This window comes from Erythrobacter sp. NE805 (assembly GCF_046452355.1).
GTDB lineage: Bacteria > Pseudomonadota > Alphaproteobacteria > Sphingomonadales > Sphingomonadaceae > Erythrobacter.
In genome coordinates, this window is the sequence record NZ_JBKFDI010000001.1 from 103913 (window position 1) to 125927 (window position 22015).

The 22015-nt window shown below is 69.8% G+C and carries 21 protein-coding genes and 1 tRNA gene; 13 read left to right on the forward strand and 9 right to left on the reverse strand.

The window, feature by feature from the left end; genetic code table 11:
• The first annotated feature begins 38 nt into the window (after positions 1 to 38).
• From infA to ACLBKU_RS00555, 7 genes are all read left to right on the forward strand, one after another.
• On the forward strand, positions 39 to 284 hold the full coding sequence (gene infA / locus ACLBKU_RS00525) for a translation initiation factor IF-1 (protein WP_007163491.1): 246 nt from the start codon (positions 39 to 41) through the stop codon (positions 282 to 284).
• Between the two features lie 18 nt (positions 285 to 302).
• A complete protein-coding gene (locus ACLBKU_RS00530; RefSeq protein ID WP_410177576.1) occupies positions 303 to 875 on the forward strand; it encodes a Maf family protein in 573 nt (190 codons plus the stop codon).
• A 111-nt stretch (positions 876 to 986) separates the two neighbouring features.
• Positions 987 to 1946 (forward strand): ribonuclease, encoded by a 960-nt coding sequence (locus ACLBKU_RS00535; RefSeq protein WP_410177577.1) that lies wholly within the window; start codon positions 987 to 989, stop codon positions 1944 to 1946.
• Positions 1943 to 2128, forward strand: coding sequence for a DNA gyrase inhibitor YacG (locus tag ACLBKU_RS00540; RefSeq protein WP_410177578.1), 186 nt, complete (start codon positions 1943 to 1945; stop codon positions 2126 to 2128). Before ACLBKU_RS00535 ends, ACLBKU_RS00540 begins: the two co-directional genes overlap by 4 nt.
• A 120-nt stretch (positions 2129 to 2248) precedes the next feature.
• Positions 2249 to 2323 (forward strand) — tRNA-Phe (locus ACLBKU_RS00545).
• 23 nt (positions 2324 to 2346) lie between these two features.
• Complete coding sequence (purC, locus tag ACLBKU_RS00550; protein ID WP_410177579.1) at positions 2347 to 3150, forward strand: phosphoribosylaminoimidazolesuccinocarboxamide synthase; 804 nt, start codon at positions 2347 to 2349, stop codon at positions 3148 to 3150.
• Positions 3151 to 3192: 42 nt separating this feature from the next.
• Positions 3193 to 6090, forward strand: coding sequence for a M16 family metallopeptidase (locus tag ACLBKU_RS00555; RefSeq protein WP_410177580.1), 2898 nt, complete (start codon positions 3193 to 3195; stop codon positions 6088 to 6090).
• 81 nt (positions 6091 to 6171) lie between these two features.
• Here the strand turns inward: ACLBKU_RS00555 and ACLBKU_RS00560 are convergent, their stop codons facing one another.
• A complete protein-coding gene (locus ACLBKU_RS00560; protein WP_410177581.1) occupies positions 6172 to 8415 on the reverse strand; it encodes a TonB-dependent receptor in 2244 nt (747 codons plus the stop codon).
• Between the two features lie 319 nt (positions 8416 to 8734).
• On the opposite strand from ACLBKU_RS00560, the gene purS reads away from it, so the two are divergent.
• Together purS and purQ are read left to right on the forward strand one after the other, a co-directional pair.
• On the forward strand, positions 8735 to 8968 hold the full coding sequence (gene purS, locus ACLBKU_RS00565; protein WP_410177582.1) for a phosphoribosylformylglycinamidine synthase subunit PurS: 234 nt from the start codon (positions 8735 to 8737) through the stop codon (positions 8966 to 8968).
• A complete protein-coding gene (gene purQ, locus ACLBKU_RS00570; RefSeq protein WP_410177583.1) occupies positions 8968 to 9657 on the forward strand; it encodes a phosphoribosylformylglycinamidine synthase subunit PurQ in 690 nt (229 codons plus the stop codon). The genes purS and purQ overlap by 1 nt, the downstream gene beginning before the upstream one ends.
• Before the next feature lie 6 nt (positions 9658 to 9663).
• On the opposite strand, the gene ACLBKU_RS00575 is transcribed toward purQ, so the two are convergent.
• Together ACLBKU_RS00575 and glmS are read right to left on the reverse strand one after the other, a co-directional pair.
• Complete coding sequence (locus tag ACLBKU_RS00575) at positions 9664 to 12018, reverse strand: putative bifunctional diguanylate cyclase/phosphodiesterase (protein WP_410177584.1); 2355 nt, start codon at positions 12016 to 12018, stop codon at positions 9664 to 9666.
• A gap of 87 nt (positions 12019 to 12105) precedes the next feature.
• Positions 12106 to 13941, reverse strand: coding sequence for a glutamine--fructose-6-phosphate transaminase (isomerizing) (glmS, locus tag ACLBKU_RS00580; RefSeq protein WP_410177585.1), 1836 nt, complete (start codon positions 13939 to 13941; stop codon positions 12106 to 12108).
• Between the two features lie 221 nt (positions 13942 to 14162).
• On the opposite strand from glmS, the gene ACLBKU_RS00585 reads away from it, so the two are divergent.
• Positions 14163 to 15692 (forward strand): CpaF family protein, encoded by a 1530-nt coding sequence (locus tag ACLBKU_RS00585; protein ID WP_410177586.1) that lies wholly within the window; start codon positions 14163 to 14165, stop codon positions 15690 to 15692.
• 16 nt (positions 15693 to 15708) lie between these two features.
• Here the strand turns inward: ACLBKU_RS00585 and ACLBKU_RS00590 are convergent, their stop codons facing one another.
• Positions 15709 to 15954 (reverse strand): hypothetical protein, encoded by a 246-nt coding sequence (locus tag ACLBKU_RS00590; protein ID WP_410177587.1) that lies wholly within the window; start codon positions 15952 to 15954, stop codon positions 15709 to 15711.
• Positions 15955 to 16018: 64 nt separating this feature from the next.
• Here ACLBKU_RS00590 and ACLBKU_RS00595 point away from each other — a divergent pair, with 64 nt between their 5' ends.
• The 3 genes from ACLBKU_RS00595 (at position 16019) to ACLBKU_RS00605 (ending at position 17364) form a co-directional block, all read left to right on the forward strand.
• The gene (locus ACLBKU_RS00595; RefSeq protein WP_410177588.1) at positions 16019 to 16930 is read left to right on the forward strand and encodes a DMT family transporter; all 912 of its coding nucleotides are present in this window, start codon (positions 16019 to 16021) and stop codon (positions 16928 to 16930) included.
• 64 nt (positions 16931 to 16994) lie between these two features.
• On the forward strand, positions 16995 to 17126 hold the full coding sequence (locus tag ACLBKU_RS00600; RefSeq protein WP_410177589.1) for a hypothetical protein: 132 nt from the start codon (positions 16995 to 16997) through the stop codon (positions 17124 to 17126).
• 106 nt (positions 17127 to 17232) lie between these two features.
• Positions 17233 to 17364, forward strand: coding sequence for an entericidin A/B family lipoprotein (locus ACLBKU_RS00605; RefSeq protein ID WP_410177590.1), 132 nt, complete (start codon positions 17233 to 17235; stop codon positions 17362 to 17364).
• Here ACLBKU_RS00605 and ACLBKU_RS00610 read toward each other — a convergent pair.
• The 5 genes from ACLBKU_RS00610 to ACLBKU_RS00630 all read right to left on the reverse strand — a co-directional run bounded on the left by ACLBKU_RS00610 (position 17361) and on the right by ACLBKU_RS00630 (position 21940).
• Positions 17361 to 17960 carry a DUF938 domain-containing protein gene (locus ACLBKU_RS00610; RefSeq protein ID WP_410177591.1) on the reverse strand — a complete coding sequence of 200 codons (600 nt, stop codon included), beginning with the start codon at positions 17958 to 17960 and terminating at the stop codon, positions 17361 to 17363. The two genes, ACLBKU_RS00605 and ACLBKU_RS00610, sit on opposite strands and share 4 nt — an antisense overlap.
• 16 nt (positions 17961 to 17976) lie before the next feature.
• Positions 17977 to 19542: a long-chain-fatty-acid--CoA ligase gene (locus ACLBKU_RS00615; protein WP_410177592.1), complete on the reverse strand. Its 1566-nt coding sequence runs from the start codon at positions 19540 to 19542 to the stop codon at positions 17977 to 17979.
• A gap of 70 nt (positions 19543 to 19612) precedes the next feature.
• Positions 19613 to 20047 (reverse strand): ABA4-like family protein, encoded by a 435-nt coding sequence (locus tag ACLBKU_RS00620; protein WP_410177593.1) that lies wholly within the window; start codon positions 20045 to 20047, stop codon positions 19613 to 19615.
• A gap of 14 nt (positions 20048 to 20061) precedes the next feature.
• Positions 20062 to 20784, reverse strand: a complete 723-nt coding sequence (locus ACLBKU_RS00625; RefSeq protein WP_410177594.1) for an NAD(P)H-binding protein — start codon at positions 20782 to 20784, stop codon at positions 20062 to 20064.
• Positions 20777 to 21940 (reverse strand): deoxyguanosinetriphosphate triphosphohydrolase, encoded by a 1164-nt coding sequence (locus ACLBKU_RS00630; RefSeq protein ID WP_410177595.1) that lies wholly within the window; start codon positions 21938 to 21940, stop codon positions 20777 to 20779. Before ACLBKU_RS00630 ends, ACLBKU_RS00625 begins: the two co-directional genes overlap by 8 nt.
• Between the last annotated feature and the right edge of the window lie 75 nt (positions 21941 to 22015).

A 22015-nucleotide genomic window follows, 5' to 3' on the forward strand; every position in this document is an offset into this window, starting at 1 on the left:
GGGCGTATTGTGCGCCGCACCCAATGCGAAGGAATTTCATGGCCAAGGAAGAACTCCTCGAAATGCGCGGGCGCGTGGTCGAACTGCTGCCCAATGCGATGTTCCGGGTGGAGCTTGAAAACGGGCATGAAGTTCTCGGCCACACCGCGGGCAAGATGCGCAAGAACCGCATCCGCGTGCTGGTCGGCGACGAGGTGCTGTGCGAACTGACCCCCTACGACCTCACCAAGGCGCGCATCACCTACCGCTTCATGCCGGGTCGCGGCGGCCCCGGCCCGCAGTAAGGGCGCGGGGCCCGCGCGATGGGCTCGCTTCACCTGACATTGGCCTCGGCCTCGCCCCGGCGGCGCGAGTTGCTCGCCCGGCTCGGCATCGCGCCCGACGCCGTGGTGCCCGCCGACATCGACGAGACCCCGCGCCCCGGCGAGCTCCCCCGCGGCTATGCCATGCGCATGGGCCGCGAGAAGGCGCTGGCGGTGGACGCGCCGGGTTTCGTGCTCGCGGGCGATACGGTGGTCGCGGTCGGGCGGCGCATCCTCCCCAAGACCGAAACCGAAGCCGAGGCGCGTGCCTGCCTCGCGCTGATGAGCGGGCGGCGCCACCAGGTGCTCTCGAGCGTCGTGCTGCGCGCGCCCGACGGCACGTTGCGCGAGCGGCTCGACGAAACGGTGGTGTGCTTCAAGCGCCTCTCTTCGGAGGAGATCGCCGCCTATCTCGCCGGCGGCGAATGGCGCGGCAAGGCGGGCGGCTATGCGATCCAGGGCGCGGCCGAGGGCCTGATCGCGTGGATCAGGGGCAGCCATTCGGGGGTGATGGGCCTGCCGCTCTACCACACCCGCGCGCTGCTCAAGGCGGCGGGGTTCGCGATTGGGTAGGATCAGGCGTCGCACGGCGCGGGCCCACCCCCGACCCCTCCCGCAGGCGGGAGGGGAGGATCGCCGCGACCCGCTCCCCTCCCGCCTGCGGGAGGGGCTGGGGGTGGGCCCGTGACCTGGCTCATCGAGGAGGGCATCGCCGAGCGGCGCGCCCTGCTGGTCGAGGGCGAGCGCGTGCTTGCGTCCAGAGTGATTTGGCCCGGCGAGCTCGCGGCGGGTCACCGCGTCACCGGCCAGCTCACCGCCAAGCTCAAGGGCACGCGGCGCGGTGTCGCGCTGCTGGAAAGCGGCACCGAGGCGCTGGTCGACCACCTCCCCCCGCAGGTCACCGAGGGCCAGACGCTCGACCTCGTCATCACCCGCGCCGCGCTTGCCGAGCGCGGGCGGCTGAAGCGGGCGCAGGCGCGGTTGGCGGGCTCGGGCGGGCCCTCGACCGATCCCGCGTGGCCCGAGGGCCGCATCGTCCGGCGCTTTCCCGCAGGCCTGTGGGAGGAGGTGTGGCACGCCGCCTCCTCGGCGAGCCTCGACTTCGCGGGCGGCGAAGTCCTCGTCAGCGTCACCCCGGCGATGACCGTGATCGATATCGATGGCATCGGATCCCCGCGCGAGGTGGCGCTCGCCGCGATCCCCGCGATTGCCCGCGCACTGGCATGGTTCGACTGCGGCGGGAACATCGGCATCGACTTCCCCACCCTCGCCGCCAAAGAGGACCGCCGCGCGGTCGACGAGGCGCTCGCCGCGGCGCTGGCCGGCTGGCCGCACGAGCGCACCGCGATCAACGGCTTCGGCTTCGTCCAGCTGGTCGCGCGGCTTACCGGCCCATCTCTGCAGCACCGATTCGCGACCGCGCGGCTCGGCATGGCCGCGCGCATGGCGCTGCGCCGGGCGGAGCTGGCGGCGGATGCTGGGACCGGCCGCGTGCTGCAACTGACGGTGCACCCGGCGCTCAAGCCCAAGCTCAAGCCTTTGTGGCTCGAAGAGCTCGCCCGGCGATCGGCCCGCGAGGTGCGGATCGCGGTCGATCCCGCTCTTGCCATCGAAGCCGCTCATGCCCAGCTTTTGGGCGCATGACGAACGCCTCGAAACCCTGCCCGATCTGCCGCAAGCCGCGCCACCCGGCCCACCATCCCTTCTGCTCCGAGCGCTGCCGCGACCGCGACCTCGCGCGCTGGTTCTCCGACAGCTACGCCGTCCCCGGCCCGCCTGCCGACCCCGAGGAACTCGCCCGCGAGGACTGGCGCGAAGCGGACTGAGGGGAGCTGCGCAAAGGGCGATAAAAGCCTCTTGCCAACCCCGACCTCGTTCGCCATAGGGCCGCTCTCATTTGCTCGCCGGGGCAGCCGAATGGCACCTCCCCGTCGCTCGCAGCGAATGCCCGGGTAGCTCAGGGGTAGAGCAGCGGATTGAAAATCCGCGTGTCGGTGGTTCAAATCCGCCCCCGGGCACCATTCGCTGATAAGGGAAACTGACGATGTCCCGCCGCACCAAGCTCTACGAAGGCAAGGCCAAGATCCTCTACGAGGGTCCCGAGCCCGGCACGCTCATCCAGTACTTCAAGGACGACGCGACCGCCTTCAACGCGGAGAAGAAGGGCACGATCAACGGCAAGGGCGTGATCAACAATCGCATCAGCGAGCACGTCTTCACCCGCCTTGCGCACATCGGCATCCCCACCCACTTCATTCGCCGCCTCAACATGCGCGAGCAGCTGATCCGCCAGGTCGAGATCATCCCGCTCGAGGTGGTGGTGCGCAATGTCGCCGCCGGCTCGATCAGCAAGCGGCTCGGGATCGAGGAAGGCGAGCCGCTGCCGCACACCCTTATCGAATACTACTACAAGGACGACGCGCTCGGCGATCCGCTGGTGGCCGAGGAGCACATCGCCTGCTTCAACTGGGCCAGCAACGACGAGATGCACGACATCTCCTCGATGGCGATCCGCATCAACGATTTCATGTGCGGCATGTTCGCCGCGATCGACATTCGCCTGATCGACTTCAAGCTCGAGTTCGGCCGCCTCTACGACGGCGACTACAGCCGCGTGATCCTCGCCGACGAGATCAGCCCCGACGGCTGCCGCCTGTGGGACATGACGACCGGCGAGAAGCTCGACAAGGACCGCTTCCGCCGCGACCTCGGCGGCGAGGAGGAGGCCTACCGCGAGGTCGCCCGCCGCCTCGGCCTGCTGAACGGCGAGGACAACGGCCCGGGCGAGGTCTTCGACCTCTCCCACGCCCGCTCGCGCCTGCGCGGGCCGCCGCCCCTGAAGAAGTAGGCTGACAGGCGCGAACGAGGGCCTAGAGTCGCGGGCACAGCCATGCGACCGATCAACCTTCCCGCCGCCCGCCTTCGCCCCCTCGCCGCCAGCCTCGCGCTGGCCCTCGCCCTCGCCGCACCCATAGCGGCGCAGGAGGCGCCGCCCGCCGAAGCCGCAGGCGAGGCGCCCGCTCCTGCACCCTCTCCCGCCTGGCCCTTCGAGGCGAGCGACGTGCCGGTCGATCCCGGCTACACCTTCGGCCGGCTCGACAACGGGATGCGCTACGTCATCCGCCGCAACGCCACCCCCGCGGGCACCGCGCTGGTGCGCCTGCGCATCGGCTCGGGCGCGCTCGAGGAGACCGACAGCGAGCGCGGCCTCTCGCACTTCCTCGAGCACATGGCCTTCAACGGTTCCCGGGGCATTCCCGAGGGCGAGATGATCAAGCTGCTCGAGCGCGAGGGCCTGGCCTTCGGCGCCGACACCAATGCCTCGACTGGCTTCGAGAACATCACCTACATGCTCAACCTGCCGCGCAACGACGAGGCGCTGCTGGGAACGGCGCTCAGGCTGATGCGAGAGACGGCGAGCGAGCTCACCATCACCGAGGACGCCGTGGCCCGCGAGCGCGGCGTCGTGCTCGCCGAGCGGCGCGACCGGGCGGGGTTCCAGCAGCGCAATTTCGAGGACAATGTCGCCTTCCTCGCCCCCGGCGCACGCTATGCCGAGCGCCTGCCGATCGGCACGCTGGCGACGCTGGAAGGCGCCACGGCGGCGCAGATCCGGGCGCTCTACGAACGCGCCTATACCCCGGCCAACGCTGTGCTGGTGGTGGTCGGCGACTATCCGGTGGAGGTCGTCGAGGCGGCGATCCGCGAGCGCTTTGCCGACTGGCGCCCCGGCCCCACCCCCCGCGAGCCCGAGGCCGGGCCGATCGACGTGGCCCGCAAGGGCCTCACCGATATCCACGTCGATCCCGCGCTCGCCGAGAGCGTGACGATCAGCCGCCTCGCCCCGTGGCGCGACGAGCCCGACACCGTCGCCAACCGGCGCACCGCGCGGCTGCGCGGCATCGGCTACGCGATCGTCAACCGCCGCCTCGCCCGTCTCGCGCGCGGGGCCGATGCGCCCTTCAAGTCGGCGGGCTTCAGCTCGGGCGACATCTTCGAGGAGGCGCGGATCACCAGCCTCGACGTCAACACCGCCGACGGCGCTTGGCGACCGGGCGTGCTGGCGGCGGTGCGCGAGGTCCACCAGGCGCTGGCCCACGGCTTCACCCGCGCCGAGGTGGACGAGCAGCTCGCGAACATCCGCACGGGGCTGGAGAACGCGGTCAAGGCGAAGGACACGCGCAACAATTCGGTCTTCGTGGGCGCGGCGCTCGCGCTGGTGAGCGACGAGCGCGTGCCGACCACGCCCGAGTGGAACCTCGCCGAGTTCGAGCGGATGCTCCCCGACATCACCCCCGAGGCGGTGTGGCAGGCGCTGCTCGCCGATGCCGCCCCGCTCGAGGAGCCGCTGATCCGCTTCGAGGGCCGCGCCGCGCCCGCCGGCGGCGAGGCGGCGCTGCGCGAGGCCTTCGCGGAAGGCCTGGCGCTCCCCGTCAGCCCGCCCGTCGACACCGGGCCGCTCGCTTTCGGCTACAGCGATTTCGGCCCGGCGGGGACGGTCGTCTCCGACACGCAGGAACCGCGCCTCGGCTTCCGCTTCGTCACCTTCGCCAATGGCCTGCGCCTCACGCTCAAGCACACCGAGGTGCGCAAGGACCGCGTCGCCTTTGCGCTGGCGGTCGACGGCGGGGACCTGATGAACACCCGCGAGACGCCGCTCGCCACCACGCTTGCGGATTCGCTGGTGGCGGGCGGGCTCGGCAAGCACAGCCAGGACGATCTGGCGAGCGTCCTCGCCGGGCGCAATGTCAGCTTCGAGCTGGCGAGCAGCATCGACGCCTTCACCGCCTCGGCGATCACCACCCCGCGCGATCTGGGGCTGCAATTGCAGGTGCTGGCGGCGACCCTGACCGACCCCGGCTACCGGCCGGAGGGGGTCGAGCGCTACCGCAAGGGCATCGAAAACTACTTCGAGACGCTCGATGCGACGCCCGGCCGCGCGCTCGGCGCGGTGAGCGGCGCGATCCTCTCGGACCGTGACCCGCGCTTCAGCCTCCAGCCGCGCGAGGCTTACATGGCGCTCGACTTCTCGGGGCTGAAGGCGGTGATCGGCGACCGGCTGGCCAAGGGCGCGATCGAACTCGCGCTGGTCGGCGATCTCGACGAGGCGGCGGCGATCGCCGCGGTCGCCTCGACCCTCGGCGCGCTTCCGCCGCGCGAGCCCGCCTTCAACCCGCGGCCCGAAAGCCGCACCCGCAGCTTCACCGCCACCCGGGGCGAGCACCGCATCACCCACAAGGGCGAGCCCGACCAGGCGCTGCTCCAGTGGGTCTGGCCGACCCGCGACGACCGCGATTTCGCCGAGGCGCAGCGGCTCGACCTGCTGGCGCGGATCGTGCGGCTCGAACTCACCGAGCGGCTGCGCGAGAAGCTCGGGCAGGCCTACTCGCCTTCGGCCGGGTCGACCCTCAGCCACTATTACCCCGGCTACGGCACTTTCACGATCTCCGCCGCGGTCGCCGCCGACAAGGTCGGAGAGGCGCGCGCCGCCATCGATGGGTTGGTCGCGGACCTCAGGAAGGCCCCGCTCGATCCCGACGTGATCGCGCGCGCGCGCAAGCCCTGGGTCGAGGAATACAACAACATCCTCAAGGACATCGGCGGCTGGCTGGCGCTCGCCGCGCGCGCGCAGAGCGAGCCCGAGCGGATTGACCGCTTCCTCGCCGCGCCGGGGGTGATGACGGCGATCACGCCCGAGGACCTCCACCAGACCGCCTTGCGCTACCTCGTGCCGGAGGGTGCGGTCACCTTCGTCGTCGTCCCCGAGGCCGCCGCCGGTCCGCAATAGAAGAAGGGCCGGCAGGTCGCCTCCTGCCGGCCCTTCCAAGTGATCGGCTGGGTCCCCCGCTCAGGGAGACGCAGCGCCGGCTCAGTACTTGACGCTGAACATCGCGCCGATCACGCGCGGATCGTTCACGAAGGCGGTGTTGTTGTTGAAGTCGATCACCCCGAGCACGTTGTCCTCGTCGGTGATGTTGCGCGCGAAGGCGGCGAGTTCCCACTGCCCGTTGCCGCCCGAGTAGCCGACCTTGAGACCGCCTTCGAAGCGGCTGGAGGCGTTGAACTCGCGGCTGGTGTAGAGCAGGAAGTTGGTGTCGCCGAGGTAGACCCAGTCGGTGAAGATGAAGAACTCGCCCGACTTGCCGACCGGCACCGAATAGCGCGCGGTCAAGTCGCCGCTCCACTCGGGCGCGTTGGGGAAGGGGTTGCCGTCGATCCGGGCGAAGCGGCTGACGCTGCCGTCCGGGTTGTTCACCGATCGGAACGGATCGGTGATCGTGCATTGGCGGCAGGCGCCCACTTCGAGCGTGGCGTCCTCGATCTCGGTGTTGTTGTAGGCAACGCCGAGGGTGACAAGAAGGCGCGGCGTGACCTGGAAGGCACCGTCGAATTCGAAGCCCCAGCCGGTGCTCTTGTCGGCGTTGATCAGGCGGACGAGGTTGCCCGCGCCGCCCACGGCGGTGAACTGCGGATCATCGACGGTGTAGTAGTAGGCCGCCCCGTTGAGGCGAACGCGGCGATCGGCGAGCTCGGTCTTGAAGCCGACTTCGTAGGAGGTGATGTTCTCCGACTGGGCGACCGAAGGCGCCGAGAAGAAGGCGACGTCGCGGCCCTGGATGGTCGGCCCGCGGAACGAGTTCGCCGCCTTGGCATAGACGCTCGCGTCCTCCGACAGGTCGGCGAAGAGGCTGATATCCCAGTCGACGTTCTTGTCGCCCACGCTGCGCGGCTGGCGCGCCGCGCCCGACTTGACGAAGAAGTCCTTCTGGTCGTCGGTGTAGCGGATGCCGCCGGTGGCGCGCAGGGTCTCGGTCAGCTGGTAGCTCACCTGCCCGAACAGCGCCCAGGCCTCGTTCTGGTGGTTGACCACGGCTCGCGGCGGGAAGTTGAAGCCGACCGTGCCGACATCGAAGTTGCTGCTGAAGTAGAAGCCGCCGACCTGCCAGGTGAGCGGGCCGTCGCCGTTCGAGGCGAGGCGCACTTCCTGCGTGGTCTGCTTGAGGTCGATCGAATCCTGCGTGTCCGAAGGGAAGGGAATGAAGCCCGGCCCGCGGGTGAGGCTGCCGCCGTCGATATCGCCGCGGCCATTGCCCTCGCTGGTCCAGTGGCTGGTGATTGAGGTCAGGGTGGCGCCGTCGAACTCGTAGCTCGCGGTCAGGGTCGCGCCGAACTGCTGGTATTTCGCCTGGTTGCCGCCGCCGCCGTCGTAGAAGACGGTGCCACGGTCATAGTTGTTGTTGAGCTTGTTGGTGTTGTTTGGCTGCGCGGTGGTCCGCCCCAGCACGTTGGCGCGGAAGATCGTGGTCGAACCGTCGAGGTCGCGGAAGTTGACCGCGGCGAGGAAGCTCGCCCGCTCGCTCGGGGTGTAGAGCAGCTGGGCGCGCGCCGCGATGTCGGCATAGCCGCCGAGCACGTTGGCATCGCCGGTGAAGCCGTTGTCGACCCAATCGCCGCGGCGCTGAAGCTGGGCCGAGGCGCGGAAGGCAAGCACGTCCTTGACGATCGAGCCGCCGACCGCACCCGAAAGGCCGATCGTGTCGAGGCTGGCGAAGGACAGCGAGGCGCTGGCCGAGGTCTCGTGGCTCGGCTTGACGCTGGTGATCTTCACCGCGCCGGCGGGGGTGTTGCGGCCGAACAGCGTGCCCTGCGGCCCGCGCAGCACTTCCACCCGCTCGACATCGAAGATCGGGAAGCTCTTGAGGGTCACGTTCTCGAGCACGACGTCATCGAGCAGCACCGAGACCGGCTGCGAGGCGGCAAGGTCGAAGTCGGTGTTGCCGAGGCCGCGGATGTAGAAGCGCGGGGCGACGCGGCCGTTCGAGCTCTCGACGTTGAGGCCCGGGACCGTGCCGGCGAGCGCGGTGATGTCGGCGGTGCCGCTGAAGACCGCGGTGACGCGCTCCTGGTCGAGGATGTCGGCCGAGACGGGCACGTCCTGGAGGTTCTCCTCGCGGCGGTTGGCGGTGACGATGATCGTCGAGAGCCCGCCGTCGGCCGTGTCGGCGGCGGCGGCGTCCTGCGCGGCGGCGGGAGCGGCCAGCCCGAAGGCGGCCGCGGCGAGCATCGTTGAGCCGGCCAGTGCGGCGCGGACGGTGGAGAAGCGGTGAGACATCGGACAAGCCCCTTTATTGTTGTCGGATGGAGGTGGTCGAGGACCTGCGCGGTGCCATTTCGCAACGATTCGCGCGAGTTCGCCGAGCCGCTTCGTCCCCTCCGAAGCGAGCTTCCCTGACTATCTTGCCGGAGCTGTTGCAACAAGGTTACAAACCTGCGTCCTTGACGACAGTCATGTGACACTCGCGGCCTCGCCAGCGTGCCACGCCGCGCGGTCGAGAAGTGCCAAGTCGGCGATTGCGTGCGCGTCGCCGGACGCTATAGCGGCTCCGCGGCGCCCGGGGCGCCACCCGAAGACATGACGGAGCAAAGTGGCCATGCAAGTGCGCGTCCTCGTTAGGTTGAAGCCCGGCGTGCTCGATCCGCAGGGCCGCGCGGTGCACCACGCGCTCGAGGGGCTCGGCTTCACCGGGGTCGAGGACGTGCGGATCGGCCGCCTGATCGAGCTCGACCTTGCCGAGGGCACCGACGAGGCGACGATCCGCCAGATGTGCGAGAAGCTGCTCGCCAACACGGTGATCGAGAGCTTCACCGTCGAGAGTATCGGCTGATGGCCTTCCGGGCGGCGGTCATCACCTTCCCCGGCTCGAACTGCGACCGGGACATGGCAACGGCGCTCGAGGCGGTGTCGGGCAACGCTGCGATCCGCGTCTGGCACGCCGATGCCGACCTGCCCGAGCGGCTCGACCTGATCGCGCTGCCGGGCGGGTTCTCTTACGGCGATTACCTGCGCTCGGGCGCGATGGCGGCGACCAGCCCGATCATGCGCGCCGTGGTGGCGGCGGCCGAGCGGGGCGTGCCGGTGCTCGGCGTGTGCAACGGCTTCCAGGTGCTGACCGAAGCACGGCTGCTGCCGGGCGCGCTGCTGCGCAATGCCGGGCAGCGCTTCGTGTGCCGCACCGTGGCGCTCACGGTCGCAAACGCGAGCGCGCCCTTCACCGCGGGCTATGGCGAAGGCGAGACGATCCGCATTCCCGTAGCGCATCATGACGGCAACTACTTCGCCGACGCCGAGACGCTCGACCGGCTCGAGGGCGAGGGGCGCGTCGCGTTCCGCTATGCGGAAGGCTGCAACGGCTCGGCGCGCGACATCGCCGGGGTGCTGTCCGCGAACGGACGGGTGCTCGGCATGATGCCGCACCCCGAGCGCGCGATCGAGCCGGCCGCGGTGCCCGCGCTCGGCGGTGCGGACGGACGGCGGTTGTTCGAAGGCCTGCTGGCGAGCTTCGCGACCGCCTGAGGCGCCTCAGGCGCGGCGGGTGTGCAGCATCCGGAACAGCGCCCGCGCATCGGCGGCAGGCATCGGGCGGCCGAAGTAATAGCCCTGGATCTTGTCGCAGCCGAGGTTGCGGATCAGCTCGGCCTCCTCGCTCGTCTCGACCCCTTCGGCGGTGGTGGTCATGTGCAGGCTGCGCGCCATCGCCACCACGGCGTTGATGATCGCGAGGCTTTCCGCGCTCCCCTGCGCCGCCCCCTGCACGAAGGTCCGATCGACCTTGATCGTCGAGAACCTGAGCTTCCTGAGGTAACCGAGCGAGGAATAGCCGGTCCCGAAATCGTCGAGCGCGACCGAACAGCCCAGCGCCATCACCTGTTCGAGCGCCGAGCGCGCGATGCTCGCATCGCGCAGGAAGATGCTCTCGGTCACCTCGATCTCGAGCCGCTCGGGCGCGAGGCCGGTATGGGCGAGCGCCTGGACGACCTCGCTGTGGAAGCCCGGCTCGAGCAGCTGCTCGGGCGAGACGTTGACGTTGACCTTGACGTGCTCGGGCCAGTTGCGCGCCTCCTCGCAGGCCTTGCGCATCACCCACTGGCCGATCGGCACGATCAGGCGGGTGTCCTCGGCAAGCGGGATGAACTTGCCGGGGCTCACGAAACCGTGCTCGGCGCTGTTCCAGCGCACCAGCGCCTCGAAGCTGACCACGCTCTCGCTGCGCGCATCGACCACGGGCTGATAGTGGAGCTCCATCTCGTCGCGGCCCAGCGCCTTGCGGAGCGCCACCTCGAGCTGGCGGCGCTCTTCCGCCGAGGCATGGAGCACCGGCTCGAAGCGGCAATGCTCGCCCCCGCCCGCATCCTTGGCGCGGTAGAGCGCAAGGTCGGCGTTGCGCATCATCTCCTCGACCGTGGCCCCGTCGCGCGGGCCCTCGGACGAGCCGACGCTGGCGCCGACATAGAGCGTGTGGTGATCGACCTGGTAGGGCTCGGAGAGGCGCTCGATCACGCGCTCGGCGAGATCGCGGACCACACCGGGCGCGCTCGCGTCGCGGATCACGATCGCGAACTCGTCCCCGCCGAGGCGCCCGCACAGCTGGTTCTCGCCCATCAGCGTCTGGAGCCGAGCGGAGACCTGCGCGAGCAGCTTGTCGCCGGTCATGTGCCCGAGCGAATCGTTGACTGCCTTGAAGCGGTCGAGGTCGACCATCAGCAGCGCGCAGCGGGTGCGCCACTGCTGGGCATAGCGCAGCGCCTCGCCCAGCGCCTCGGTGAGCTGGAGGCGGTTGGGCAGCTGGGTGAGCGTGTCGAACCGCGCGAGGTAGGCGATCTTCTCGGAGGACTTGCGCTGCTCGGTCACGTCCGAGCCCACGCCCCTGAAGCCGATGAAGCGCCCCTGCTCGTCGCGCACCGGGGTGCCCGAAAGCTCCCACCACCGCTCCTCGCCGAGGATCGCAACCTGCACCAGCATGTTCGAGAAGTTCTCGCGGCTCTTGAGCTTCTCGGCGAGGTCGTGGAGGCTCGCCGGGAACTGCCCGCTCGCCCAGCCGCGCCCGGCGATCAACTCGAGCAGCGGCTTGCCCTCGACCTCGGCCTGCGACTGGCCGAGCGCATAGGCGAACCGCGGCGAGACCGAACGCAGCTTGCGGGCGGGATCGATCTCCCACAGCCAGTCGGCCTCGTTCTCCTCGAACTCGCGCAGCAGCAGCGAGACCACCGCCTCCTTCTCGGCGACCGCCGCCTCGGCGAGCCGCGCCTTCACGAAGGTGGTGCGCACCTCGATCGTCGCGACGAGGCTGGCGATGGTGAAGAGGATCGCACCGCCCGCCGCCTGCCATTCGGCGCCGAGCGCGAGGCTCAGCGCCACGCCCACGCCGAGGATGGCGTTGTAGACGAGCACGCTCAGCGGCGAGGTCGAGAAGACGAAGGTCGAGGAGATCATCAGCACGAGGATGATCAGCAGCAGGGTGATCGCCTGCGCCCCGCCGGACAGCCACGGGAACAGCAGCAGCGCTCCCACCCAGCACAGGGCGGCGGCGATGGCGTTGAGGTTCTGGCGGCGTTCGAGTTCGGGGGGTCCGGCACTCTTCGCAGGATCGACCAGCTCCATGTCGGTCTGGCGCGTGCGCCACAAGACGCAGCCCAGCAGGATCGCCCAGGGGCCGACCACGACCAGCCCGATCAGCGGCGCGAAGGCCGCGGCGATGAAGGCCACCAGCAGCGCATTGGCGAGCATCCGGTGGCGGCTCGCCTGCGCCACCCCGGCGAATTCGTCCCCCCTCAGGCGCGTCGGTTCGAAGGCCGGATTGCGCGACAGGCCGAGCACGTCGGCGATCGGCAGCACGGCAGGAACCGTCGCAGGCGGGGAGGCGGGTTTGTTGGCCACGCCGTCAACATAGCGGCGAATGGTTAGGCTGCGGTAAAGGAGAGCGCGGATTCGCCCGCTTTCCGGGGCTCCGGACCAGGCCTCCGGCTACTCGACGGTCACCGACTTGGCGAGGTTGCGCGGCTGATCGACGTCGGTGCCCTTCAGCACCGCGACGTGATAGGCGAGCAGCTGCACCGGCACGGCATAGACCAGCGGCGCGATCAGCGGGTGGACCACCGGCATCTCGATGGTCGCGATGCACCCCGCGCCCGCCTCGGCGATCCCCGCGGCATCCGAGATCAGCACCACCTGCCCGCCCCGCGCGCGCACCTCCTCCATGTTCGAGACGGTCTTCTCGAAAAGCGGGCCGGAGGGGGCGATGACGACCACCGGAACGGCGTCGTCGATCAGCGCGATCGGCCCGTGCTTCATCTCGCCCGCGGCATAGCCCTCGGCGTGGATGTAGCTGATTTCCTTGAGCTTGAGCGCCCCTTCGAGCGCCAGCGGATAGTCCTGCCCGCGCCCCAGGTAGAGCACGTCGCGTGCCGGGGCGACGAGGTGTGCCATCGCGGCGATGTCGTCGTCATGCGCGAGCGCGGCGTTGAGTGCGGCAGGGGTCTCGAGAAGGTGACGGACGATCTCGGCTTCCTCCTCGCGCGACAGGCGCCCCTTCCTCACCGCCATGTGCGCGGCGAGCGCGGCGAGCACCGCGAGCTGGCAGGTGAAGGCCTTGGTCGAGGCGACCCCGATCTCCGGCCCGGCATGGGTGGGCAGCAGCAGATCGGCCTCGCGTGCCATGGTGCTGGTCGGGACGTTGACGACCACGCCGATGGTCTGGCCGTTGGCCTTGCAGTGCCGGAGCGCCGCGAGCGTGTCTGCGGTCTCGCCGCTCTGCGAGATGAAGAGCGCGAGCCCGCCCTCCTCGAGCACCGGCTCGCGGTAGCGGAACTCGGAGGCGACATCGATGTCGACCGGGACGCGGGCGAATTGCTCGAACCAGTATTTCGCGACCATCCCCGCGTAGAACGAGGTTCCGCAGGCGACGATCGTCAACCGGCGCACGGTGGAGAGGTCGAAGTCAATCTGCGGCAGCGCGACCGAGTTGTCCGACAGGCGCAGGTAGGAGCCGAGCGTCTGCGCCACCACGGTGGGCTGCTCGTAGATCTCCTTCTGCATGAAGTGGCGGTAATTGCCCTTCTCGACCATCGCCGCCGAGGCGCCCGAGGTCTGAATCTCGCGCGTGACCGGATTGTTCGCAGCATCGAAGATGTCAGCCGAACCGTGACGGATCACCACCCAGTCGCCTTCCTCGAGATAGGCGATCCGCTGGGTGAGCGGGGCGAGCGCGAGCGCGTCGGAGCCGAGATACATCTCCGCCTCCGCGCCCCCCTCGCCGTAGCCCACCACCAGCGGCGAGCCGAGCCGCGCGCCGATCAACAGGTCGGGATGCGAACGGAACGCGATGCCGAGCGCGAAGGCGCCGCGCAGCCGCGGCAGCACGGCGCGCACGGCGGTCTCGGGATCGGCGCCGTGCTCGACTTCCTCGGAGATCAGGTGCGCGACCACCTCGCTGTCGGTCTCGCTCTCGAACACCCGCCCCTTGGCGGCGAGCTCGGCGCGCAGCTCCTTGAAGTTCTCGATGATCCCGTTGTGGACGATCGCCACTTCGCCCGTCGCGTGCGGGTGAGCATTGTTCGCGGTCGGCGCGCCGTGGGTCGCCCAGCGGGTGTGGGCGATGCCCACGCTGCCGGGCGCCGGGTCGTCGGCCAGCACGCTGACGAGGTTGGCGAGCCGGCCCTCCGCGCGGCGCCGCACCAGCGCCCCGCCGTCGAGTGTGCAGATCCCGGCGCTGTCGTAGCCGCGGTATTCCATGCGCCTCAACCCGTCGACCAGCCGGTCGGCCACGGCCCTGTCGCCCACGATCCCGATGATGCCGCACATAAGCCTTCGTGTCCCTGGAGTTGCGCCGCCCCTCCTCTAGCCGCACCGCTCCGAACGGCAAGCCCCCGAGGCGCTCGCCCCCGGCAAGGCCGGCGCTGGGGCAAGGTTTAGGAAAAAACAACCATTCCCTTTTAATCAGCTTTTTTCGAGATGCACCAAGCGCTTCCCACCGCGCGGCGTGCGTCGCCCGATTCATGGATTGAGAGCCGCGGGGGCTGGGAATGAGCGCATTCGGCAAGAAGGGCAATGCTGGCGGGATGAAGCCGGGCGCACGGCCCGCCTTCGGCGTCGCACGGCCCATGAAGGGCTCCGGCGTGCCCATGCGCGGCGGCGAGCAGTTCCCGCCGCTCCCGGGCGAGCCTGCACCGCCGCGGCCCGCCCCGGCCCCCTCGCAATCCGCCGCGCGCCCCGCCTCGACCTCGGAGGCGATCGACCGCCTCAACGAGCGCATGGCCGCGGTCAGCGAAGCCAATTCCGAGGTCGGCGGCTTCGAGGCCAGCGTCCACAAGATCAAGGAACAGGTGCTCCCCCGCCTGCTCGAGCGCGTCGATCCCGAAGCGGCCGCGACCCTCTCCAAGGAGGAGCTCTCCGAGGAGTTCCGCCCGATCATCATGGAGGTGCTGGCCGAGCTCAAGGTCACCCTCAACCGGCGCGAGCAGTTCGCGCTGGAAAAGGTGCTCATCGACGAGCTGCTCGGATTCGGGCCGCTCGAAGAGCTGCTCAACGACCCCGACGTGTCCGACATCATGGTCAACGGGCCGGACCAGACCTACATCGAAAAGAAGGGCAAGCTCCAGCTCGCCCCGATCCGTTTCCGCGACGAGCAGCACCTGTTCCAGATCGCGCAGCGCATCGTCAACCAGGTCGGCCGCCGCGTCGACCAGACCACCCCGCTCGCCGACGCCCGCCTCAAGGACGGCTCGCGTGTGAACGTGATCGTGCCCCCGCTCAGCCTGCGCGGCACCGCGATCTCGATCCGCAAATTCTCCGAAAAGCCGATCACCATCGACATGCTGCGCGACTTCGGCTCGATGTCGGACAAGATGGCGACCGCGCTCAAGATCGCGGGCGCGTGCCGAATGAACATCGTCATCTCGGGCGGTACGGGTTCGGGTAAGACGACCATGCTCAACGCGCTGTCCAAGATGATCGATCCGGGCGAGCGCGTGCTGACCATCGAAGACGCGGCGGAACTTCGCCTCCAGCAGCCGCACTGGCTGCCGCTCGAAACCCGCCCGCCGAACCTCGAAGGCCAGGGCGCGATCACCATCGGCGACCTCGTCAAGAACGCGCTGCGTATGCGCCCGGACCGCATCATCCTCGGCGAAATTCGCGGCGCGGAGTGTTTCGACCTCCTCGCGGCGATGAACACCGGTCACGACGGCTCGATGTGCACGCTCCACGCGAACTCCCCGCGCGAGTGCCTCGGCCGTATGGAGAACATGATCCTGATGGGCGACATCAAGATCCCCAAGGAAGCCATCAGCCGCCAGATTGCCGAGTCCGTCGACCTCATCGTCCAGGTCAAGCGCCTGCGCGACGGGTCTCGCCGCACCACCAACATCACCGAGGTGATCGGGATGGAAGGCGACGTGATCGTGACGCAGGAGCTGTTCAAGTTCGAATATCTCGACGAGACCGACGACGGGAAGATCCTTGGCGAGTTCCGGAGCTCGGGCCTGCGCCCCTATACGCTGGAGAAGGCCCGCCAGTTCGGCTTCGACCAGGCGTATCTCGAGGCCTGCCTCTGACGGGACAGCCTCGCGGCTAACCCCTCAGCACCACGGGCAGGCTCATCGCGAGGCATCCTGCGCCGAGCAGCGCGGCGAGCATGAACAGCCCGGTCCACGGCACCCAGCCGATCGCCTCGAGCCGCGCGAGGTCGCGCTTGCGGCGGCGGGTGCGGCGCCATTCCATCAACGCGAAGACCGCCGCGAGCGCCCACAGGCCCGCCCCGATGACGGCCACCTGACCGGCATCGCTCAGCAATTCATATCGTTCGATCAGGCCCATGGCCCCCGCATGTAGAGCCCGCCACGGCTTGCGCAATCCCCGGCGCTCGGCCAAGCGAGGGGCGATGGATGGCTCGATCGCCCGACCCCGGCCCCTGCTCGCGCTGCTCGTGCGGCTGCTGGCGGCCTTCGCGCTGGCGACGATGGGCATGCTGGTGAAGCTCGCAGGGGAGCGCGGCGCGCACCTCATGGAGCTGATCTTCTGGCGCCAGGCGCTCACCGTCGTGCTGCTCGGCGCGGGGCTCGCGCTCACCGGCCAGCTCGCGCTGCTGAGGACCCGGCGGCTCGGCGCGCAGGCGCGGCGCGCGGCGAGCGGGCTGTTCGGCATGGTCTTCACCTATGGCGCGGTGCTGCTGCTGCCGCTCGCCGAGGCGACCACGCTCGGCTTCACCGCTCCGGTTTTCGCGGTGCTGATCGGCATCGTGCTGTTCGGCGAGAAGGTCGGCCCCTACCGCTGGGGCGCGGTGGCGATGGGCTTTGCGGGCGTGCTGGTAGTGATGCAGCCCTTCGCTGGCCTCCACGAGGGCGTGACCGTGGCCGGCATCGCGGTCGGGCTCGTCGCGCCCTTCATGGTGGCCGTCATCAGCTACCAGCTTCAGGACCTCAACACGACCGAGAACCCGTGGAGCATCGTCTTCTGGTTCGCGGCGCTTACTACCCCGGTCGCGGCCCTCGCCCTTCCCTTCGTCATCGCCGCGCACGATCCGCTGACCTGGGCGCTGATCCTCGGCATGGGCCTCGTCGGCGCGGCGGCGCAGATGCTGCTGACGACCTCGCTGCGCTTCGGCTCGGCGGCGGTGATCCTGCTGATGGACTACACCGCGCTGCTGTGGGCGAGCTTCTACGGCTATGCGATCTTCGACCGCGCCGCGCCCGCGAGCCTGTGGCTCGGCGCGCCGCTGATCATCGGGGCGGGCCTCCTCATCGCCTGGCGCGAACGGCAACTCGCCCGGTCCCGGGTGCATTCCGCCGAATAGCATGGACCTTCGCGCGCGCAGGCCGGGTTGAGGCTGTCAGGTTTGCACAAAGGAGCACCCTGACATGACCACTCCCAAGCTCATCGCCACCATCGCGCTCGGCGCCATCGCGCTTGCGACCGCCGCCTGCAACACCGTCGAAGGTGCGGGCGAGGACCTCCAGTCGGCCTCGCGCGAGGTGAAGAAGGAAATCTGACGCGCACTTCGGCGCAGGTGCGCTTCGGCTCGCCGCAAGGTCTGTAAGAATCGCGGGCATTCCTCGGCATTGATCGGGTTCGATCACTGCAAGGGAATGCCCGTTGATGCTTCGCCAGATGCTTGCCGCCGCCGCCCTCGCCGCGCTGACCCTCGGCGCCGCCGCCTGCAACACCGTCGAGGGCGTGGGCGAGGACATCAAGTCGGTCGGCCGCGCCGGCAAGCGCGCGATCGATTAGGCGGCTCCATACACCAGCATGATGTTGTTCGCTGGCAGCGCATGGCGTGCTGTCCGGGCCATTCCGTGCGCCGCGGCGACGGCATCGAGAGCCTCGGCCTCGCGCAGGCCCCACAGGGGGTTGCGCGCCTTAAGGCTCTGATCGAATGCGAGGTTCGAGGGCGCGGTCTCCACCCCCTGCTCACAAAACGGGCCGTAAAGGATCAGCGGTCCGTCGCTGCTGCCCAACAAGCGCGCAGCCCCCCGGAACAACCCGAGGGTCGCCTCCCAGGGGCTGATGTGGACCATGTTGATGCACAGGATCGCCGCTGCCTCAGCAATGGGCCATGCCTCCGGATCGGCGGCATCGAGCCGCAGCGGCGGCGCGAGATTGTCCCCCGCATAGTCCGCGCGATAGGCGGCGATCGAGGCGAGCGCCTCCTCGGAAGGGTCGGTCGGCTGCCACGAGAGCGCCGGGAACCTCGCCGCGAAGAACGCCGCGTGCTCGCCCGTCCCGCTGGCGATCTCGAGCACCGTGCCGCTTGCCGGAAGCGCGCGCGCGAGCACCTCCGCGATCGGCTCGCGGTTGCGCGAGGTGGCGGGCGCGTGCTGCTTCACCTTGCGAGACCTGCCGCTAGCCGACCTGCCGTTCCTGCCCCTCCCAATAGGGCGCTCGCAACTCGCGGCGCAGGATCTTGCCTGAGGCGTTGCGCGGCATGACCGAGATCACGTCGACGCTCTTCGGCGCCTTGAAGGCGGCGATCCGCTCGCGCGCCCAGGCGATCACGTCGGCCGCGTCGACCTCGGCACCGGGCTTCGCGACCACAACGGCCTTGACCTCCTCGCCCCACTTGGCGCTCGGCACGCCGATCACCGCGACCTCGGCGACCGCCGGGTGACCGTAGATCGCGCTCTCGACCTCGGCGGGGTAGACGTTCTCTCCCCCTGAGATGATCATGTCCTTGATGCGGTCCTGGATGTAGACATAGCCGTCCGCGTCCATCACCCCCGCGTCCCCGGTGTGGAGCCAACCGTCCGGGTCGATGGTCTTGGCGGTCGCCTCGGGGAGCTTCCAGTAGCCCGCGGTGTTCGAGGGCGAGCGGATGCACACCTCGCCGATCTCCCCGCGCGGCACCTCCTTGTTGTCGGGCCCGCGCACCTCGATTGCGACCCCGGGCAGCGCCTTGCCGGCCGAGCGCATCCGCTGGTTGCCCTCGAGGGTGTGGTCCTCGGGCGGGAGGATGGAGACCGTGCCGGTGGTCTCGGTCATGCCGTAGGCTTGCAGGAACTGGGTGTTGGGCATGGTGACGACCGCCTGCTTCAAAAGCTCGAGCGGCATCGGCGCAGCGCCGTAGATGAGGTAGCGCAGGTTCGTGAAGTCGGTCTCGGCTGCGCGCGGATGCTGGATCACCATCTGGAGCGCGGCGGGGACGAGGAACATGTGGGTGGTCCCCGCCTCGATCGCCTCGAGCACGCCCGCCGGAGTGAACTCGCTCTCGAAGCGGCAGCGGATGCCGGCGATGATCGCGAGGCTGAAGGTGCCGGTGCCGCCGATATGCGCGATCGGCATCGCCACCATCATGCAGTCGCCCGCCCGGTAATCGGTGTAGTAGGTGAGCCCCGCCGCGATCCCCTCGACGCGCAGCCGGGTGAGGTTGGCGTTGGAGAGCACCACGCCCTTGGGATGACCGGTGGTGCCGCTGGTGTAGAGCTGGAGGACAGGATCGTTCTCGCCGCAGGGGGTGAAGGCCGCGGGCTCGTGCGCGCGCGCCTCCTCGAGCATCGCCGTGTCGGCGAGGCGCTCCGGCGGGCTGGCGAGCTCGGCCATCGCCTTGGCGGCAAGCTCCATGAAGTCGGGCGCGGCGACTAGCAGCTTCGCTTCCGTGTCGGCGAGGATATAGGCGATCTCGCGCGGGGCGAGCCGCCAGCCGATCGGCGCGATCACCACCCCGGCGCGCGCGCAGGCGCAGTAGAGGAGACCGTAGGTGGGCACGTTCCTGCCGAGAAACGCGACCCGGTCGCCCGGGGCGATGCCGCGCGCCGCGAGGAGGGCGATGATCTGGCGCGAGAGCCGCTCGAGCTCGCCGTAGCTGATCGTCTCCCCCCCGCCCTCGATCGCCGGCGCATCGGGCTGCGCGGCGGCCCAATGGGTGAGGATGCGGTCCATCGTGAGGAACTGGTGCTGCGCGATTGCGGACATGGCGGTCTCTCCCCTGGGGCCTTTTTGCCCGGGAGAATAGCCCGCTCGCGGGCCTCGTCCAGCCCTCGTTCTAGCGGAACCGCCCCTGGCGCCGCGCGGCAGGCTCGCGGATCAGCAGCCACAGGCCGAGCCCCAGCGGGCCGGCGAGAAAGGTCGCGAGCAGGATCGGCGCCTGGAGGAAGCGCGAGATGTTCTTGGCGTCCGCGTCGCGCGCGATCCACAGGCCGACGAAGAGGTCGAAGGCGAGGTAGTGCGTCCAGCCGATCGCCACCCCGGCATCACTCGCGAAGATCGCGCGCACCCCCGCGATGGTCGAGAAGTCCGCCCCGCCTCCTCCCGCATTGGGGATGAGGCCGCTGAGGAGACCGATGAGACCGGTGGCATAGGTCAAGCACAGGATGCCGACGCCGAGATAGAGCACCGCCGAGAGCAGCGCGGGCCAGCGCGGCAGCAGGATCAGCATGGCCCATGCGACGAGCGCCAGCGTGTTTGTGGCGCTGAACACCAAAGCCCATCCGTTCATGCCATCTCCCCGCTCTCGCCGACCCGGCGCCATTCGCGCGCGGCGCGGCGCATCGCCTCGTTGTCGTGGGTAAAGCGCCCGCCCGCCCGGCGCAGCGCGAGGCCGAGCGCGGCCTCGGCGACCAGCCCGGCATCGACCGAGCGATAGCGCTCCCACGATCCCGACAGCAGCGGGTCGATCAGCGGCGCGGCGATGAGGGCGGCGCGCTCGGCAAAGCGCAGGTCGCCCTGCCGCTCGCCGCGGAGCAGGCCGGGGTGGAGAATGTCGAGCCGCTTGAAGCCGATCCGGGTCAGCGCCTCCTCGGTCTCGCCCTTGACCCGCATGTAGAAGCTCTTGGAGCGCGGGTCGGCCCCGGCGGCGCTGACCAGCACCATGTTGGGCACGCCCGCACGCTTCGCCGCCTCGGCGGTGGCGAGCACGAGATGCTGGTCGACCGCGCGGAACGCCTCCTCGTCGCGGCCCGCCTTCTTCCACGTCGTCCCAAGCGCGCAGATCAGCGCGCGCGGGCGAACTGCGTCGAGCACGTCGCCCCACTTCTCGGGCGCCGAGACGAACATCTCCATCCGCGCGCCGAGCGGCAGCGGCGCCTCGCGCCGGGCGATGCCGAGGATGCGCACCTCGTCGCCCGCGCTGGCGATTGCGATCACCCGCCGCCCGACAAGGCCGGTCGCACCGACCAGCGCCACCCGCACCGGGCCGGTCACGCGCGGCTCATACATTGATCAGCCCCTCCGGCGCCGAACCGTAGATCCGGCTGACCGCCTGCATGGCGAAACGGTCGCTCATGCCGGCGATGAAGTCCGCGATCACCCGGGCACGCTCCGGATCGCGGGCCGGAAGCCGCGCCTGCCAGTCCTCGGGCATCAGTCTCGCATCCTCGGCATAGGCCGCGAACAGTCGCGCGACGACGTCGCGCGCGCGCTCGGCGGCGGCGACCTGTTCGGGGTGATAGTAGAGGCGTTCGTACATGAAGCTCTTGAGGCGCCGCTCCTGCGCGGCCATCGCGGGCGAGAAGCCGGCGAGCCGGCGCCCCGCCGCGCGCACCTCGGCGACCGAACCGAGGCCCCGCACCTCGCGCGCGGTGTGCCCCAGCACGTCGTTCACCATCAACCCGATCTGGTCGCGCACCATCTCGCGCAGCAGACGCTCGCGGGAGGCGCGGGGAAAGCGCTTTTCGACCGCCCGCCACTGGTCTGCGAGGAAATCGAGCGCGAGCAGGTCGTCGAGCTGGAGGAACCCGGCGCGCAGCCCGTCGTCGATGTCGTGGTTGTCGTAGGCGATGTCGTCGGCGATCGCCGCGACCTGCGCCTCGAGCGAGGGCCAGGTGTCGAGCGCGAGCGGGAAGGCGGCATCGAGCTCGGCAAGCGCCCAGTTCGGCGCTGCGACGGGCCCGTTGTGCTTGGCGAGACCCTCGAGCAGGTCCCAGGTGAGGTCGAGCCCGTCGTGCTCGGGATAGGGGCACTCGATCCGCATCACCGTGCGCAGCGCCTGCGCGTTGTGGCAGAAGCCGCCGTGGCGCTCCATCGCCTCGGACAGCGCGGCCTCGCCGGCATGGCCGAAGGGCGGGTGGCCGAGATCGTGGGCGAGACACAGCGCCTCGGTGAGGTCCTCGTCGAGCCCCAGCGCGCGGGCGATCACCCGGCCGATCTGCGCGACCTCGAGGCTGTGGGTCAGGCGGGTGCGGTAATGGTCGCCGTCGGGGGCGATGAACACCTGGGTCTTGGACTTCAGCCGCCGGAAGCTCATCGAGTGGATGATGCGATCGCGGTCGCGCTGGAAGGCACTGCGCGGGCCGCGGCGCTCGCCCTCGGAGGGACCGCCGAACTCGCGCAGTACGCGGGCCTCGGGATCGGCAGCATAGGGGGCGCGGAACATCACGGCGAAGCGATTAGGGGAGCGCGCGGCGCGGCTCAACCGGAACAGGTCGGGAACCTTGTGGGGAGCGCGGGA

What these genes read in the sequence shown, in the direction of transcription:
- ACLBKU_RS00600 (WP_410177589.1), top strand. Translation starts at nt 16,995, where the DNA reads ATGACCACTCCCAAGCTCATCGCCACCATCGCGCTCGGCGCCATCGCG.
- ACLBKU_RS00555 (WP_410177580.1), top strand. Translation starts at nt 3,193, where the DNA reads ATGCGACCGATCAACCTTCCCGCCGCCCGCCTTCGCCCCCTCGCCGCC.
- infA (WP_007163491.1), top strand. Translation starts at nt 39, where the DNA reads ATGGCCAAGGAAGAACTCCTCGAAATGCGCGGGCGCGTGGTCGAACTG.
- ACLBKU_RS00615 (WP_410177592.1), bottom strand. Translation starts at nt 19,542, where the DNA reads ATGTCCGCAATCGCGCAGCACCAGTTCCTCACGATGGACCGCATCCTC.
- ACLBKU_RS00595 (WP_410177588.1), top strand. Translation starts at nt 16,019, where the DNA reads ATGGATGGCTCGATCGCCCGACCCCGGCCCCTGCTCGCGCTGCTCGTG.
- ACLBKU_RS00530 (WP_410177576.1), top strand. Translation starts at nt 303, where the DNA reads ATGGGCTCGCTTCACCTGACATTGGCCTCGGCCTCGCCCCGGCGGCGC.
- glmS (WP_410177585.1), bottom strand. Translation starts at nt 13,941, where the DNA reads ATGTGCGGCATCATCGGGATCGTGGGCGACAGGGCCGTGGCCGACCGG.
- ACLBKU_RS00560 (WP_410177581.1), bottom strand. Translation starts at nt 8,415, where the DNA reads ATGTCTCACCGCTTCTCCACCGTCCGCGCCGCACTGGCCGGCTCAACG.
- purQ (WP_410177583.1), top strand. Translation starts at nt 8,968, where the DNA reads ATGGCCTTCCGGGCGGCGGTCATCACCTTCCCCGGCTCGAACTGCGAC.
- ACLBKU_RS00625 (WP_410177594.1), bottom strand. Translation starts at nt 20,784, where the DNA reads ATGTATGAGCCGCGCGTGACCGGCCCGGTGCGGGTGGCGCTGGTCGGT.
- ACLBKU_RS00540 (WP_410177578.1), top strand. Translation starts at nt 1,943, where the DNA reads ATGACGAACGCCTCGAAACCCTGCCCGATCTGCCGCAAGCCGCGCCAC.
- purS (WP_410177582.1), top strand. Translation starts at nt 8,735, where the DNA reads ATGCAAGTGCGCGTCCTCGTTAGGTTGAAGCCCGGCGTGCTCGATCCG.
- ACLBKU_RS00585 (WP_410177586.1), top strand. Translation starts at nt 14,163, where the DNA reads ATGAGCGCATTCGGCAAGAAGGGCAATGCTGGCGGGATGAAGCCGGGC.
- ACLBKU_RS00605 (WP_410177590.1), top strand. Translation starts at nt 17,233, where the DNA reads ATGCTTCGCCAGATGCTTGCCGCCGCCGCCCTCGCCGCGCTGACCCTC.
- ACLBKU_RS00590 (WP_410177587.1), bottom strand. Translation starts at nt 15,954, where the DNA reads ATGGGCCTGATCGAACGATATGAATTGCTGAGCGATGCCGGTCAGGTG.
- purC (WP_410177579.1), top strand. Translation starts at nt 2,347, where the DNA reads ATGTCCCGCCGCACCAAGCTCTACGAAGGCAAGGCCAAGATCCTCTAC.
- ACLBKU_RS00630 (WP_410177595.1), bottom strand. Translation starts at nt 21,940, where the DNA reads ATGTTCCGCGCCCCCTATGCTGCCGATCCCGAGGCCCGCGTACTGCGC.